Raw genomic sequence first — 13,776 nt, 5'->3', positions numbered from 1 at the left:
AGCTTTAATAATTAAATCCCTTTCGTCCTGCTCCTTACTTTAAATAAACCTCTGTAATCTCAGCTCTGAAGTGACCCAGCTCTTGCGACACTGTTTCAAGAGCTATTTGCCTACTAAGCCCCAAACCTTTAAGTTCATCCATTCTCTCTTGCGCGTAGCTATGTCTAAGACCATGTCCGCCATTAGAAAAAAAGAGTGTACGACTAGATGCTTTTGAGAATGAGCATGACCATTTATGACCACCACCAATCTCATAGCGTTGCAAATAGTTAATTTCCCTGTCACGAACGGTTATAGGCTGTGCTAAGCGCCTTTGTTCTAACTGTGTAGCTAATGCGTTAGGTATTAATACATCTCGGATTAGGCCGCCTTTGCCTTTCACTGTATAAATACTACCTTCTCGACCTAGCCATTTGCTGTCTAGCGCTGGACGGCTATCAGCTTTACGCTCTGATACTCTGGCTATAGTTAAAAGTTCATGGGCTCTTAATCCTGCTGCGTAGGCTATTTGTGTAGATAAATTATAATTTCTAGTTTGATGTTCACTGATTGTGAGAGCTTGGGCTGGAGTGTAGGCGCGAGACTTTTCGATTATCTCTTTCTCGGATTTTATGACAGTCAGCGTTTCTTTAGGGCCAAGTTTGCCGTTGAGTTTAAACATAGCTTGAATTGCTTGTCGTTCCATATCCAGCGTTTTTTGGCCTGCAAACTCACTGCGGTAATCTAGGTATTTATAAGCATCCTGAATGCTCATCCCTTGCACACCATTAATGCCAATATCCTTTGACCATCTAGCTATTTTTATAAGTGCAGTTTTATAATTACGAGCAGTGCCAAGAGATTTAATAATTTTGTGCTTGTATAAGTTTTTAGCTAGCTTCTGGGCTTGCGCTTCAGGCTTTGCGAACTTAGGCATTTTTATCAATCCATCGTTTTACAGTACTCCAATGCGTTTTTACTCCTTTACGCAAAAGCCACCGTTGTAAACAAGCAATGCTTGTTGCTTCTTTATGAAGCGCTAGTAGTTTGTGTTTATGAATATCAAGCTTTGATGGCTTGAATCGTTTTTTACTGATTAGCTTTTTTTCGTTTTTCAGGCGCAATGCTTCAGCTTTAGCATTAAAGGACATAGTAACTCTCCAAGGGATTTGTAAGATAGACTGGCTATTAAAGCTCAGCGGCTAACGCCTATTCGCCCCCGTTCAACGCATAGCGTTTGGCTCGGACTGATCTCGCCATTAATTATTTTTGATACGTAAAAGCATCAATATGATTTTCACAGTGAAGTGAAACTTGTAAACCTCGTTACTACGTTTTGAAGGCAGCTGAACAGCGCCTGTATTTTTCTTTGCTCGTTAAGAGCTAACTAGCTTCTAGATTAGCACTTTTTCAAACCATTTCAATCTGCAAATAAAAGTATGCGTATAACGCCTTATATCCCCAGACCCCGCTATGTGTAAGCCGATTTTAGGCTTCTACATAGCGGGGTCTGGGCAAAGCCCAGTAAAAAGGAGGCGAATTGCTCATGATGCCTCATTTTGAAATGGTTTGAATTACAGGGGAGGGAAGTTTGGCATGCCAAACTTAATACCTACTTGCTACAGAAATATAAAATTTTTTCTGCGAGTTCATCTTCTATGCAATACAAAAATGCAGTAGGCACTTCTAAAATATGAGCTAATGCTTTAACTGTTTTGAAGTCAGGAGCATGAACACCTTTTTCATATTGATTCATTCTAGCCGATGCTGCGAACTCATCCATACCAGCTAAGATCCCTAGTTTTTTTTGGGATAGTCCTTTTGCTTTTCTTGCTTCTTTTAATCGTTTTGGAAAAGGTGAGTCATCATTAGTTTTCATTTATATCTATTCTTAACTTGAAAACTAAGAGTTTCTTAGCTTTAATGTGTTTTAGATACTAAGTAATACTTAGCTTTTGAGGTGATATATGATTTGGAAAACACTAAAGGTTATTGGTTCGGTAGCCGTGGCTGTTATCTTAGACGTTGACGATAAGTCAGAGGAGGATCGCTTTATTGATGAGTACAGTGATGGCATGGGAAGCGTAAATCATTGTGGGGACGACTATGCTGAACAGGAGGCCAGAGATGCACATGCCCGTGGAGAGCTCTATAAGTGAAAAGTAATATGATTAAGCCTGAAAATAAACCATATCAGCCTGTGCTTGCAGTATTATCAGTACAGCTTTATGGTTGCGAGAAAAGCTATCAACAATTAGCGCTATTAAGTAGCCAATTAAATAACATATCGGAATCTCAGTTAATTAGTTCATTGCTTACCTTAGATTTTATGCTTCATCATTATATAAATGATGAAGGTGAGATTTGGGAGATTCAAAAAGAAAGTTATCAAATGTTTTGTAATCGCTCGGAGTCTTTAAAGATTGTGAATAGTGGTTATTCTGAAAAAGACGTTCAGCATTTTTTTCAATGGATTGTTATGCTTTCCAATTGGGATCATGATTTAAACTTGCCAATCACCTACAGTTTTCATTAAATTTTTAGCTTGAGTTTGGCATGCCAAACTTTAAGCACTCTGTTTTGAGCAAAAATTTAGCCTTTTTTTTTTCGATAAAGTGCTAATTTCCTTCTAAGACCCTTACTTATATCTAACTTTAGATCATCAGACTTACTTTGTATTACCATCTTTTACTATTTTAAAAAAAAGCATCGAAAAATTGACCCCCCCCTTTTTGAGAGTCAGGTTAAGAAATATGTGGAGAATAGGTTATTCCAATAACTAATAGGAATAATAATGAAGATCAAACAACAATTTTATACGCTAGAAGAAGTCGCTGATGCAATGCGTATTTCAAAACAGACTTTATACAATAAGCTTTGCGATAATCGAAAAGGTAAATCAGAGCACCTGCTACCACCATATATTAAACAAGGTGGGAAAACTTTATTCCCAATAAGTGAGTTTCATAACTGGATAAAAGAGCAACCACTGATAAAAAGTGAATCGGTGATGCACCAATGAGTACTGATGATCAGATTGAAGAGATTGTAAAATATTGTCCTTATAAGATGAAAACAGTTGGTTTTTATCCTGCATTTTTAATTGACCCGTGTGCTTTACCTCTTAAAGAAACAGATTTATCTGAGGTTAAGAGCTTCGGAAAATACGCAACAGTCATATTGAAAAGTTCGAAGCCTTTGCCGCATGGGCACTATGCGAGATTGATTATTGCTTACCTAACAACTGAAATTGTCAGAAGACCAGAACTCCCATCTTATGTAATTGCTAACTCGGTAAGTGATCTGTTTAAACGAGTTACTGGGCAAAAGGTAATCTCGGGCGGTACATACGCAAACTTTATGCTTGCTCTTAAGAGAGTATTTGATATTACCTTTACAATTGAACCAACTGAAAAGTCTAAAGATAAATTGAGAAGAAGAGGCTTTTTTGCAGAAGCTGATAACTTACTGGGTGATCAGCATCTAGGCATTTACAACGCAAAATACAAGGAAGTTCTCTATATCCCCTCCAATAGCTTTAAAGCACTTGTAGCCTATAAAAAGGGTATTATTTCAATCGACTTACGTTTTCTTAAGTTTGCTAGGAGTAAAGACATTGTGCTTGCTCATGATTTATACATCTACTTAGTTCGCCGAGGTTATGAAAAAAGTGGAGTTAGTTTCGTGCCGTGGTCCACTCTTCATAAAGATATATTTCCATATCTCAGAAGGCTTGAACTTAGCCGATTCAAACGACGGTTTATACGTGCTTTAGATCTTATTCTTACATGCCATCCAAATGCGGGGGTTTCAATTGACAGTTCAGATCTAGGTATTCTAATAGCTCCCAGCAATAATTTTCTTCGTGGAAAAAATTATACATATCATGAGTAATGAACAGTCTCATTGTATATTGAATAAATTATGTATAAGTAATAATTAGTAACGTCACTCATGAAAAAAAGTTTGTCACTGGTGAACCGCTTTATGTTACTGACGACTAAAAGTTTGTTACTGACGTACAGATGTTTGTCACTTGCGAATAGTAACACCTTTGTAGCCCTTTATTATCAGTGGATGCAGCGTGCTACTTAATAGCTTTAATAACTAAAAAACAAAAAAACTTAATTTAATAGGCACGAATTGTGAATAAAAATTATGTGTATGAAAAGAGCCGCCTTACATAAAAGACGTTTCATCTTCTATAGACTTACTCTGAGTTTGATCACTTGCGAATAACTACTTAAGTGACATAATGAATAGAGATAATTAAGGTTTTATATGACACCAGAAGAACTAGAGCGGCAGGCGATAAGCTACGCTAAAAGTAATAGGACTCGTATAGCTCGCGAGTTAACAGACAAAAACCAGTTTCCTCCCGAAGCAAGACCAGTTTCTGTTTTTATGGCTGGTTCGCCTGGTGCAGGTAAAACTGAAGCTTCAAAAGCCTTTTTGGAAGAAATTGGAGCTGATAATGTACTTAGGCTTGATCCTGATGAACTGAGAGAGCTTATACCTGGTTATACAGGTGATAACTCGTATTTATTTCATCGCGCAGTTTCTTTTATTGTAGAGCGAACACTTGACCATGCGTTTAAAAACAAGCAATCTTTTTTGTTAGATGGGACTTTGGCAAGTTACGATGTTGCAAAAAAGAATATTGAACGCTCTATCCGTAAGGAAAGGCAAGTACTAATTCTGTTTGTATATCAAAAACCAGACCTCGCTTGGGAGTTCGTTGAGGCAAGAGAAAAGCTAGAAGGACGTAGAATTCTACCTGAGACCTTTATTGATCAGTTCTTTGCTTCTCAGGAGGCTATAAGGGAACTTAAGCTCAAGTTTGGTAGTCAAATTCAAGTGGATTTATTAGTTAAAAATTATAAGGGCAAAACACGTTTTTATCACGATAACGTTCAGGCAATAGAGCATCATTTAGATGAAAAATTCACTAGAGAAGATCTGGAGAGCCTGATAGAATCACCATCCAGCTCAAAAAACGAGCTTTAGGAGTGTTTATGTTTTCAAATTTAATTAAGCCAAAGCCAACGCAAAACTCTAAGCTTTCAGATTTTGTGTTAGATTCTAGTTCAAGCGAGAAGAAGCGAGTTTATAGTCAAGTTATTGAGCGCGCTATTACCTCTCAAGTGCAGCTTGTCAATAAAGCGTCTGCAACTCAAAGATAATTAATGAAAAGTCCCACTAAGGGACTTTTTTAGATTTAAAGTAAACTGATTCAGCATAAATTTTAACTTAGCAAAGCACTCATCAACTCAATCTTTTGTACCTTAGTTAAGTTTGCTAATAAACTTTTCATTTCGGTCATTTTATTTTCTGGCTCTTGCTCAATCAAGCCTGCATATTTTGCGATTGTTTCGGTTACCTTTTCCGCTGGCTCTTTAAGCTCCTCAGCAGTTAAAATTAAATAGCCAGCAGTTACGTCGCTTTTATCTGTAATATGGTTTAGAAGGCGTTTCAGGAGGTAACCTGACACTCCGCTACTCTCAGCCATAGATGTAAATGTTCTGCGTAAATCATGCGAAGTAATTTTTACTCCTGCAATTTGGCATACATGTTTCAACGTTTTTTTAGGATCAGTTAGGTAGCCCTTTTTACTGTTTGTCCCAAAAACATAGTCAGATATCTTATATTCTTTTCGTCGATTAAATATCTCAGTTAATCGATCTGTAATAGGAAACTCGACGTCTAAGCCATTTTTTGTATCCTTGAGGATGAATATCCTATCTTCAAGGTGTACCTGTGACCACTTGAGTTGCAGTAACTCAGATCTTCTCAAGCCTGAAAAGGTCAAAAATTCTAGGTAGTCACAAAAACCTACACGGCTATTTTTACGATATTTAGCAGCTTCATTTCTGACTTCATATAATGCATCTATAAATGGTTTTAGTTGTGATCGGCGCAGACGTGTTGTTTTACGCTTTATATTATTCCAGTTTCGTTTTTCAGAAAGTACACTTACAGGGTTTTCTGGAAATAATGTTCGGCCTTCTGAAGACTTATATTCAGCTTTAGCAAAGTTAAATAAAGCACGCATTAGGCGCATGGTATAATTTGCTTGAGCAGGGCTTCTTGAGGTTATTTCTCGCTGGCGCTTTAAAATCATTGTTTGATTTATATCGGCTAGGCGCTTGTTATGCCAATCAGGTAGGTAGCAATCTATTTTTTGTTGATAACCTCTTACAGTTATAGGCTTAAGATCTCTAGATTCAATATATGACTCAAAGGCTTCTTTCAGAGTAATAGAAGCGGCTCTAAATTGGCGCTTAAGATCGTTTGGGTTTATACCCTCAGCAATATCTGCCATTACTTTTTTAGCCATTCGCCTTGCATCATCAAGTGTAATTGATGGAAAGTACCCAAGGGTGACATTAATAGGGGTTTCTCTTCCTGGTATCTTTTTATAAACTCTAAATGACTTCTTACCTGCTACGCTCACATCTAAAATGAGTCCTGACAATAGATTGTCATAATAGCGAGTGCGTTTACCGTTTGATTCTATCTTTTCAAGCGACAATTCTGTGAAGCGAAATTTTGTGTCTGACATATGGTGCTACCTCTGTGCTACTTTGAACGTAAAATTTAACGTTTTGAAATACATAATGATTTATGCATCAGAGGTGAGTTTTATTCAATAACCCTATGATATAGCTATGAAAATTAGTAAATAGTTATATCAAAAAGTAACTCGTAGTAAGTCCTTGTTTTGCAACTCATAATCGTTAGGTCCCCAGTTCGAGTCTGGGAGGGGCCACCACTTTTCAAAGCTTTCCAAAAATACCTACTCAAATTATTTAAAGCTACATAAATTTAATATCGTGTAATTTATTACTCTTTTTTTACCCCTAATAATAAATATAATTTAAATAAAGATAATCCATAGATTAAGCTAAGCTCTCTTAAATTTGAAATAGTGCGAATGCACTATTAAGTTCCAGCGTTAGATCGGACGCTATTCATGCTCTGTTTTGTAAATGACAGTGAGCTGCATCTGATTTCAGGATACAAAAAAAGCCCCTGTTGGGGCTTTTTACTTATTAGCGATTACTTTTATTGCTCAAAACTACAAGAGTTAACTAATTTTTACGGTATATTTCATGCTCAATATCGTAAATATTTACACTTAGGCTGTCTGATGCTCTGCAATATGTTTTTAAGCACGAAAGTAGCAGTTCGCTTAGCATTTGCTTTTGTTCAATTGAGCGCCCAGCCAATATATGTACCGCAATATGTATAAACCCTGATTTTCCTGCGCCTAGTTGATATTGCTGATAAGCAATAGCGCGCGTTTTTATGGTTTCTAACTCAAATAAATCGCTTTCAAAGGCGGTATTGTGAATTTTTTCTACGAGAACTTGTGGTAATACAGGGAGGTCTTCTGAGTGTTCAATAATAATGTGCGGCATTTAGGCGTTTCCTATTATGAGTTACTGCATGAGCGAGAGTTAATTGTATCAAATACAACAGGGTTCGCTAAACCCTGAGCTATCTAAAATCTTTACTTTAAACTAATTTAGTCGTATTTATTTTTGATGTTAGTATAAAAACATACAGGTGAACCTTCGCTTAGTAACGTAGGTGCTAAGTTACTTATATATTAATTAAGGATAAGTATGAAATTACCACAAAAATTTAAACGTTTAGTTTTACTTGCAGGTGCTGTTGTTACATTAAGTGCTTGCTCTGATGATGTTGCGTCGGTAAGTCTTGGGTTATTTACAACTAAAGATGTTGTAGTTAATTCGCAGCAAGATCCAATCCTCGAAGGCGTTACTTGTCATATTAGTCATATAGAGGCTAATTTGGACTTTTCTGACCCGTCAGATATGTCTATAGCGTGTCGTCAAACAGGGCCTATTACAGCGCAGCAACTACAAAAAATAGACCGCAGTAAATCAGGTGAGGTGATATTTAAATCATCTAAAAGTATATTATTTAAATCACTAAAAGTGCGCCGTATTTACGATGCTGAAAACCGTACCTTATTGTATTTATCGTATTCAACTAAAGAATCCAGTGGTAGCCACCACCATGCACTATCAACAGTGCCGCTATACAATACTCAAGCGTGGGATTGGGCACTTACACAGAAAAACTAAACTGGTACCTAAACTAAAATCTAAAAGAGCACACTATGTTAGCTTTATTTAAATCAAAGCCATTATTAGAACAGCAAGAACAGCAATGGCTTATTGATACATTTATTTGGGCTGTAGAAAACTTTGATGCTGAATTTTTTACAAAGCACACTCAAATAATACTGCCAACGGCCACTTTTTTCCCCGATTCGGTATCGAGCATTGAAGAGATGGCGAGTAATGTTTTTACCCGCGTTACTAATTACGCGGGTATGAACGCATGGCCTATCCAACTAGTTGCACCGCAGCAGTTACAACCGCAAGTTTTTCCGCACTTTGAATTTAGTGATGAAATACGTGGCAAAGGCAGTCATTTAATTGTGCCGCCAAGCCATAAGGTCAGTATCTCTTTTAATCCTAATCAGATTAATCAGCCACAAGATTTAGTGGCAAGTTATGCGGGTACATTGGCCACCATACTTATTCATCACGTTGGGGTGCTACCGCCAGGTGGTAGGGAGTATTTACCACAAGCTGCAGATGCACTTGCCTGTTTTTTAGGGTTTGGTGTGATGATGAGCAACACGGTGTATCAGTTTAAAGGCGGTTGTGGCTCTTGTTATAATCCATACGCTAACCGTGAAGCTAAGTTAAGTGAAACACATACGGTATTTATGCATGCTCTGATTAGTTACTTTAAAAACGATAAAGTGTCTAAAAAACACTTAAAGCCGCATTTACGTGGTCAGTTTAAAAAAGCGCAAAAAGAAATTAAAGCATTGGTAAATAACTCGGCTAACCCGCTGTTATTAGCTTATTCGCCAAACTAGCAAGGATCTGCGTGGAATACTTAGATGAATTTTTACTGATTGTTATTGCTCATTTTTTTGCAGTAGCAAGCCCAGGGCCTGACTTTGCCGTAGTACTTAAGCAAAGTGTGCAACAAGGAAGGGGCAATGCACTCTGGACAAGTGCCGGTGTTGGCGCTGCTATTTTATTACACGTTGCCTATTGTGTTTTAGGTGTTGCGCTTATTTTAACGCAGTCACCTAGCTTATTTATGGCGCTTAAATATGTGGCTGGTGCCTATTTAGCTTATTTAGGTGTGCAGGCGCTTAGAGCGGCAAAACCACCAACAAATAATCAAGACAATGTAGAAATAAAAACGGTAGTCGAAGAACCTGTTTGGCTTGCTTTTAGGCGAGGCTTTTTCACAAATGCATTAAACCCAAAAGCCACGTTATTTTTTATGTCGTTATTTACACTCGTGATTAGCCCAACAACACCTACTAGTATACAGGTAGGCTACGGCGTATACATGGCATTGGCTACGTGGGCGTGGTTTTCAATGCTTTCAATGATACTTTCTAGAAATAATGTAAGGGGTTTTTTCCAACAACGCGGTTATTGGTTTGACCGTGGAATTGGCGTTATTTTAATTGCCCTTGCAGTACGTGTTGTTATTTAACTTATTTAAAAAGTGTAGGAGATAAAATGCCGTTATATAATTTTTCGTTTGGCTCTAATATGTCATCTAATCGTTTGCTAGCGCGCTTACCGAATGTAAAGCGTGTAGGAACAGCGGTACTTAAAGGTTATGAGCTAACTTTTGATATGCTATTTAAAGATGGCTCAGGCAAGTGCAGTATTTGCCCAAGCGATAAAGAAGACGCGCTGGTTTACGGCGTTATTTATGAGCTTAATGAAGATGAAAAAGTTATTTTAGATAGTATTGAGGGCGTAGGTTACGACTGCGTAGATATAGCCCCAACGCTTTTAACGGGTGAGACTGTAACTGCACATTGTTATATAGCTAATACCCACGACAGCGACGTACTACCATACGATTGGTACATAAAACACGTTCATCGCGGATCACTTGAAGCGGGCGTACCAAAAGAATACAGTGATGCGATATTAAATCGCGCACAAAAAAGCGATACCAATCAAGAGCGCGCAGCAATTGAATTTGCAGTTCATCAAAAAATAATAAAATAGGATTGATATGAAATTAACCAAACTTGCCGCAATTGCACTATTAGCGGGCACTACGTTTAGTAGCTGGGCACAAGTTGATACCAACAAAATTGACGATGTTATTAAAGCCTCAATGGCACGTTTTGACGTACCCGGTATGGCAGTCGCCATTGTTGAAAACGATAAAGTGATATTTGCTAAAGGCTTTGGTGTAACTAATCTCGATACCAACAAAAAAGTAAACAAAGACACTTTATTTGGTATTGCTTCAAACACCAAAGCATTCACTACTGCGGCACTGGCAAAGTTGGTTGATGAAGGTAAATTAAGCTGGGATGACCGCGTCATTGATCATTTACCAGAATTTAGATTATACGACTCATACGTAACACGCGAAATGCGTATTCGTGATTTATTAAGCCACCGCAGTGGGCTAGGGCTTGGGCAGGGCGATTTAATGATTTGGCCAAGTACCGATAAGTCAGTTGATGAAATTTTAGCGGGATTACAGTATTTAAAACCAGCGAGCAGTTTTCGTAGTAAGTATGCTTATAACAACTTGATGTTTTTTACCGCTGGTGAGGTGGTTGCACGTGTGTCGGGTATCAGCTGGAACGATTATATCGAAAAAAACATATTGCAGCCGCTACACATGGACAACTCGCGTGCGGGATTTTCGCGTATTCCAAAAAGTAATAAAAACTGGGCAACCGGTCATATTCCTATGGATGGCACGCTTCATCCATTTTTTGTGAACTACCTAGAAGATTTTAGAGGTGCAGGTGCAATTGCTTCAAGTGTAAGCGACATGAGCCAGTGGCTTCGTACGCAATTAGCAGGCGGTAAAATGCCAAACGGCAAGCAGCTATTTAGCGAAAAGCAACAAGCGCAAATGTGGCACCCACATATTACGTCTATGGCGTCTAAAAGCGCGTTTGAATCGTATCATCAGCAATTTAGAGGTTATGGGTTAGGTTGGAGCATTGAAGACTATCACGGCTTTAAAAAGCTAGGTCACGGTGGTGGTATTTTAGGAATGGTATCGCAAGTTACTTTATTGCCTGAGAAAAAGCTTGGTATTGTAATTTTATCTAATCAACAAGCTTTTGGTGCGCTTTCGGCGGTAACCCATGAAGTTCTTGAAGATGCGCTTGAGCTTGAAGATAAAGACTGGGTAGAGGATTTAGCTAAAAGTCATTTTGAAGGCAAACAACGCGCGTACGCTAATGCAAAACCAGAAGCACCGGCTGACTACCAACCGCAATTACCAAACATTAATTACACCGGTACATTACATGATGATTGGTATGGCGATGTGATTATTGAGCAACTTGATAGTAAATTGCATATTGATTTTACGCATACCAAGCGCTTAAAAGGCACACTTGAGCATTACACTGGTAATACATTTATTGTTAAGTGGGATGAAAAGCTACTTGAAGCGGATGCGTTTATTCGTTTTGAAATGAGCTCACAAAACCGTGTAAATAGCGCTAAAATGCGTGCAGTATCAACAGCGGTTACCGACTTTAGCTTTGATTTTAGAAACCTGCATTTAAAAGCAAAGTAGCTAATAGCTTTGATATTTTAAATGTTGATATAAACCAAAGTCGCAAAGCCACCCGTCGGTGGCTTTGTTATATTAAGTTTTTACACCTTGTAAGGGACTTTTTATGCGTACCGCTGTTATTTCTCATCCTCATTGCCGTAAGCATAAAATGATAGACGAGCATCCTGAGTGTCCAGAGCGCTTAGATGCAATTACCGACAGATTATTAGCCAGCGGTGTAGATGTTGGCTTAATCCACCTTCAAGCGCCGAAAGCCGAGCGTGAGCATTATTTACTTGCTCACGATGAATCCTTAGTTAAACACGTAGAAGCCACAATACCAACCGAAGGGCTTGCTAATTTAGATGGCGATACTTGGCTATGCCCAGATTCATTTAAAGCGATTGAGCGTGCAGTAGGTGCGGGGTTATTAGCTGTTGATGAAATACTTGCTGATAAACTCGATGCCGCTTTTTGTTCTGTGCGCCCGCCAGGGCATCATGCTAATAAAGATTCGTCATCCGGATTTTGTGTATTTAATAACTTAGCCATTGCTGTTAAGTACGCCCAAAGCAAAGGGGTTAAACGCATTGCGATTGCTGACTTTGATGTACACCACGGTAATGGCACACAAGACATTTTTATTGATGACGAAAACGTACTGCTTTGTTCGTTATTTCAGTATCCGTTTTATCCTAATACAGCGGTCAAAAATAATAGCCATATAGTTAATTCACCTCTGCCAATTGCCAGTAATGGCGACGACCTAAAAGAGGTATTTACTGGGCAATGGTTACCAAAATTAAAAGCGTTTAAGCCTGAATTACTTTTTATAAGCGCAGGGTTTGATGCTCACCTAGAAGATGATATGGCAAGCTTAAAGTTTGTTGAGGATGACTACATTTGGCTTACCGAGCAACTATGTGGTGTTGCTAAAGAGGGCGGTTGCAAAGGGGTTATTTCGTATTTAGAGGGTGGCTATGCGCTATCAGCTTTAGGTCGCAGTGCTGTAGCGCATATAAAAGTACTTACTGAACTTTAAATAAGAAGGGAGTTTATAACCCTAGTAAATCAAACGCCTGCGCTGCACTTAGGGTTTTGATTTTACCAAGGCAGCATTGCCCTTCATTTAATAAATAAGCTGTAACAAGCTGTGCTAGCTGCTCGCCATTCAATTTAGGGCAAGCAATGCCTTGTAAATTAAGGAAGTCACCTTGCTTATTAAGTACTCGCACATCGCTTAGCTCACTTTGCGTAACGCTGTGTAAGCATTCTTGTTGCTCTTTTTGGTTATGGGCTATTTCAAGCTCATTATAAATAACCAATAACTGTGGGTAGCTGTTTAACATAGCTCGTTAGCCTACGGTTACTTCATAAGACGTAAATTTACGAATATTAATAACGCCTTTTTCAAAAATTAAGTATTGGCCTTTAATACCTTGTAAAATACCACTTACTACAGGGTCTTTGTCAAAGTTAAATGAGCTGATTTTTGTAGGATACTCGGTTACTGGGAAGTCTAAATCAACCACATCTTCATCAAGTTGTTCTATTGCTGTTGCACCAAATAATTCACTTAGCTCATTTAGCTTCTCACTAATTCGTGGGATCAGTTCGGCTGCAGCTGCTTTTAAGTCAATTGCTTCGTTTTGACCTTTTAACATATTGCGCCAATTAGTTTTGTCGGCAATAAATTCAGCCAATGCAACTTCCACTAAACCTGATTGCAGGCGAGTTTGCACTTTAAAAATAGGCAATGCTTGAGTCGCGCCTTGATCAACCCAACGAGTCGGTATTTGTGTGTGGCGGGTAATACCTACTTTTAACCCAGAGGTGTTAGCGAGATATACATAGTGTGGGATCATGCAGTTTGCTTCGCCCCATTCTGGCTCTCGGCAAGTACCTTGGTCATAGTGGCAGGTTTCTGGTTTCATAATACACATATCGCAACTAGCAAGCTTGCGCATACATACAAAGCAGTGACCTTGAGAATAGCTTTTTTTGGTTTTTTTACCGCAGTTAGAACATAAAATAGTGCCACTAAAGGTAAGCGTAAGCTCCTTACCTATAAATGCATTTAAGTCTACTAAGTGCTCACCTACAGGTAAGTGATATTGTACTGGTTCGGTTAAGCTCGATTTTAGTTTACGCAGTGTGCCTTGCATCTTTACTTGGCCC

The 13,776-nt window shown here is 38.4% G+C and carries 19 protein-coding genes; 12 read left to right on the top strand and 7 right to left on the bottom strand.

What is annotated here, in order from left to right; translation table 11 throughout:
- Nucleotides 1-34 precede the first annotated feature (34 nt).
- The 3 genes from I6E80_RS11150 to I6E80_RS11140 form a co-directional block, all read right to left on the bottom strand.
- Nucleotides 35-916, bottom strand: a complete 882-nt coding sequence (locus I6E80_RS11150; protein ID WP_197185564.1) for a site-specific integrase — start codon at nt 914-916, stop codon at nt 35-37.
- Nucleotides 909-1,130: a hypothetical protein gene (locus I6E80_RS11145; RefSeq protein WP_197185563.1), complete on the bottom strand. Its 222-nt coding sequence runs from the start codon at nt 1,128-1,130 to the stop codon at nt 909-911. The genes I6E80_RS11150 and I6E80_RS11145 overlap by 8 nt, the downstream gene beginning before the upstream one ends.
- A 461-nt stretch (nt 1,131-1,591) precedes the next feature.
- Nucleotides 1,592-1,858, bottom strand: coding sequence for a helix-turn-helix domain-containing protein (locus I6E80_RS11140; RefSeq protein WP_101162788.1), 267 nt, complete (start codon nt 1,856-1,858; stop codon nt 1,592-1,594).
- Nucleotides 1,859-1,946: 88 nt separating this feature from the next.
- Here I6E80_RS11140 and I6E80_RS11135 point away from each other — a divergent pair, with 88 nt between their 5' ends.
- The 6 genes from I6E80_RS11135 to I6E80_RS11110 all read left to right on the top strand — a co-directional run bounded on the left by I6E80_RS11135 (nt 1,947) and on the right by I6E80_RS11110 (nt 5,162).
- Nucleotides 1,947-2,138, top strand: a complete 192-nt coding sequence (locus I6E80_RS11135; RefSeq protein ID WP_008138910.1) for a hypothetical protein — start codon at nt 1,947-1,949, stop codon at nt 2,136-2,138.
- A gap of 8 nt (nt 2,139-2,146) precedes the next feature.
- The gene (locus I6E80_RS11130; RefSeq protein WP_197185562.1) at nt 2,147-2,515 is read left to right on the top strand and encodes a hypothetical protein; all 369 of its coding nucleotides are present in this window, start codon (nt 2,147-2,149) and stop codon (nt 2,513-2,515) included.
- A gap of 258 nt (nt 2,516-2,773) precedes the next feature.
- Nucleotides 2,774-3,001, top strand: a complete 228-nt coding sequence (locus tag I6E80_RS11125; RefSeq protein WP_008138913.1) for an AlpA family transcriptional regulator — start codon at nt 2,774-2,776, stop codon at nt 2,999-3,001.
- On the top strand, nt 2,998-3,873 hold the full coding sequence (locus tag I6E80_RS11120; RefSeq protein ID WP_197185561.1) for a replication protein RepA: 876 nt from the start codon (nt 2,998-3,000) through the stop codon (nt 3,871-3,873). The genes I6E80_RS11125 and I6E80_RS11120 overlap by 4 nt, the downstream gene beginning before the upstream one ends.
- Nucleotides 3,874-4,260: 387 nt before the next feature.
- A complete protein-coding gene (locus I6E80_RS11115; protein ID WP_197185560.1) occupies nt 4,261-4,986 on the top strand; it encodes a zeta toxin family protein in 726 nt (241 codons plus the stop codon).
- An 8-nt stretch (nt 4,987-4,994) separates the two neighbouring features.
- Nucleotides 4,995-5,162: a hypothetical protein gene (locus tag I6E80_RS11110; RefSeq protein WP_008136936.1), complete on the top strand. Its 168-nt coding sequence runs from the start codon at nt 4,995-4,997 to the stop codon at nt 5,160-5,162.
- 62 nt (nt 5,163-5,224) lie between these two features.
- On the opposite strand, the gene I6E80_RS11105 is transcribed toward I6E80_RS11110, so the two are convergent.
- Nucleotides 5,225-6,541, bottom strand: coding sequence for a tyrosine-type recombinase/integrase (locus I6E80_RS11105; protein WP_197185559.1), 1,317 nt, complete (start codon nt 6,539-6,541; stop codon nt 5,225-5,227).
- 529 nt (nt 6,542-7,070) lie between these two features.
- Nucleotides 7,071-7,400, bottom strand: coding sequence for a 5-carboxymethyl-2-hydroxymuconate Delta-isomerase (locus I6E80_RS11100; protein ID WP_024590599.1), 330 nt, complete (start codon nt 7,398-7,400; stop codon nt 7,071-7,073).
- A 207-nt stretch (nt 7,401-7,607) separates the two neighbouring features.
- Here I6E80_RS11100 and I6E80_RS11095 point away from each other — a divergent pair, with 207 nt between their 5' ends.
- The 6 genes from I6E80_RS11095 (at nt 7,608) to I6E80_RS11070 (ending at nt 12,640) form a co-directional block, all read left to right on the top strand.
- On the top strand, nt 7,608-8,093 hold the full coding sequence (locus I6E80_RS11095) for a CreA family protein (protein ID WP_076925008.1): 486 nt from the start codon (nt 7,608-7,610) through the stop codon (nt 8,091-8,093).
- Between the two features lie 35 nt (nt 8,094-8,128).
- Nucleotides 8,129-8,902 (top strand): hypothetical protein, encoded by a 774-nt coding sequence (locus I6E80_RS11090; protein WP_170072317.1) that lies wholly within the window; start codon nt 8,129-8,131, stop codon nt 8,900-8,902.
- An 11-nt stretch (nt 8,903-8,913) separates the two neighbouring features.
- Nucleotides 8,914-9,540 carry a LysE family translocator gene (locus tag I6E80_RS11085; protein WP_197185558.1) on the top strand — a complete coding sequence of 209 codons (627 nt, stop codon included), beginning with the start codon at nt 8,914-8,916 and terminating at the stop codon, nt 9,538-9,540.
- 26 nt (nt 9,541-9,566) lie between these two features.
- On the top strand, nt 9,567-10,070 hold the full coding sequence (locus tag I6E80_RS11080) for a gamma-glutamylcyclotransferase family protein (RefSeq protein ID WP_121953767.1): 504 nt from the start codon (nt 9,567-9,569) through the stop codon (nt 10,068-10,070).
- Between the two features lie 7 nt (nt 10,071-10,077).
- Nucleotides 10,078-11,619, top strand: coding sequence for a serine hydrolase (locus tag I6E80_RS11075; protein WP_197185557.1), 1,542 nt, complete (start codon nt 10,078-10,080; stop codon nt 11,617-11,619).
- 103 nt (nt 11,620-11,722) lie between these two features.
- Nucleotides 11,723-12,640, top strand: a complete 918-nt coding sequence (locus tag I6E80_RS11070) for a histone deacetylase family protein (protein WP_197185556.1) — start codon at nt 11,723-11,725, stop codon at nt 12,638-12,640.
- A 13-nt stretch (nt 12,641-12,653) separates the two neighbouring features.
- Here the strand turns inward: I6E80_RS11070 and I6E80_RS11065 are convergent, their stop codons facing one another.
- The gene (locus tag I6E80_RS11065; RefSeq protein WP_197185555.1) at nt 12,654-12,947 is read right to left on the bottom strand and encodes a hypothetical protein; all 294 of its coding nucleotides are present in this window, start codon (nt 12,945-12,947) and stop codon (nt 12,654-12,656) included.
- A 6-nt stretch (nt 12,948-12,953) separates the two neighbouring features.
- Nucleotides 12,954-13,763, bottom strand: coding sequence for a DUF2797 domain-containing protein (locus tag I6E80_RS11060; RefSeq protein ID WP_197185554.1), 810 nt, complete (start codon nt 13,761-13,763; stop codon nt 12,954-12,956).
- Nucleotides 13,764-13,776 lie beyond the last annotated feature (13 nt).

It is taken from the genome of Pseudoalteromonas sp. NSLLW218, from assembly GCF_015864775.1.
GTDB lineage: Bacteria > Pseudomonadota > Gammaproteobacteria > Enterobacterales > Alteromonadaceae > Pseudoalteromonas.
This window is presented reverse-complemented; position numbering and strand designations above follow the sequence as displayed.

Excerpts from the sequence above, each read along its gene's own strand:
- I6E80_RS11150 (WP_197185564.1), bottom strand. The coding sequence starts at position 916 with ATGCCTAAGTTCGCAAAGCCTGAAGCGCAAGCCCAGAAGCTAGCTAAA.
- I6E80_RS11145 (WP_197185563.1), bottom strand. The coding sequence starts at position 1,130 with ATGTCCTTTAATGCTAAAGCTGAAGCATTGCGCCTGAAAAACGAAAAA.
- I6E80_RS11140 (WP_101162788.1), bottom strand. The coding sequence starts at position 1,858 with ATGAAAACTAATGATGACTCACCTTTTCCAAAACGATTAAAAGAAGCA.
- I6E80_RS11135 (WP_008138910.1), top strand. The coding sequence starts at position 1,947 with ATGATTTGGAAAACACTAAAGGTTATTGGTTCGGTAGCCGTGGCTGTT.
- I6E80_RS11130 (WP_197185562.1), top strand. The coding sequence starts at position 2,147 with ATGATTAAGCCTGAAAATAAACCATATCAGCCTGTGCTTGCAGTATTA.
- I6E80_RS11125 (WP_008138913.1), top strand. The coding sequence starts at position 2,774 with ATGAAGATCAAACAACAATTTTATACGCTAGAAGAAGTCGCTGATGCA.
- I6E80_RS11120 (WP_197185561.1), top strand. The coding sequence starts at position 2,998 with ATGAGTACTGATGATCAGATTGAAGAGATTGTAAAATATTGTCCTTAT.
- I6E80_RS11115 (WP_197185560.1), top strand. The coding sequence starts at position 4,261 with ATGACACCAGAAGAACTAGAGCGGCAGGCGATAAGCTACGCTAAAAGT.
- I6E80_RS11110 (WP_008136936.1), top strand. The coding sequence starts at position 4,995 with ATGTTTTCAAATTTAATTAAGCCAAAGCCAACGCAAAACTCTAAGCTT.
- I6E80_RS11105 (WP_197185559.1), bottom strand. The coding sequence starts at position 6,541 with ATGTCAGACACAAAATTTCGCTTCACAGAATTGTCGCTTGAAAAGATA.
- I6E80_RS11100 (WP_024590599.1), bottom strand. The coding sequence starts at position 7,400 with ATGCCGCACATTATTATTGAACACTCAGAAGACCTCCCTGTATTACCA.
- I6E80_RS11095 (WP_076925008.1), top strand. The coding sequence starts at position 7,608 with ATGAAATTACCACAAAAATTTAAACGTTTAGTTTTACTTGCAGGTGCT.
- I6E80_RS11090 (WP_170072317.1), top strand. The coding sequence starts at position 8,129 with ATGTTAGCTTTATTTAAATCAAAGCCATTATTAGAACAGCAAGAACAG.
- I6E80_RS11080 (WP_121953767.1), top strand. The coding sequence starts at position 9,567 with ATGCCGTTATATAATTTTTCGTTTGGCTCTAATATGTCATCTAATCGT.
- I6E80_RS11075 (WP_197185557.1), top strand. The coding sequence starts at position 10,078 with ATGAAATTAACCAAACTTGCCGCAATTGCACTATTAGCGGGCACTACG.
- I6E80_RS11070 (WP_197185556.1), top strand. The coding sequence starts at position 11,723 with ATGCGTACCGCTGTTATTTCTCATCCTCATTGCCGTAAGCATAAAATG.
- I6E80_RS11065 (WP_197185555.1), bottom strand. The coding sequence starts at position 12,947 with ATGTTAAACAGCTACCCACAGTTATTGGTTATTTATAATGAGCTTGAA.
- I6E80_RS11060 (WP_197185554.1), bottom strand. The coding sequence starts at position 13,763 with ATGCAAGGCACACTGCGTAAACTAAAATCGAGCTTAACCGAACCAGTA.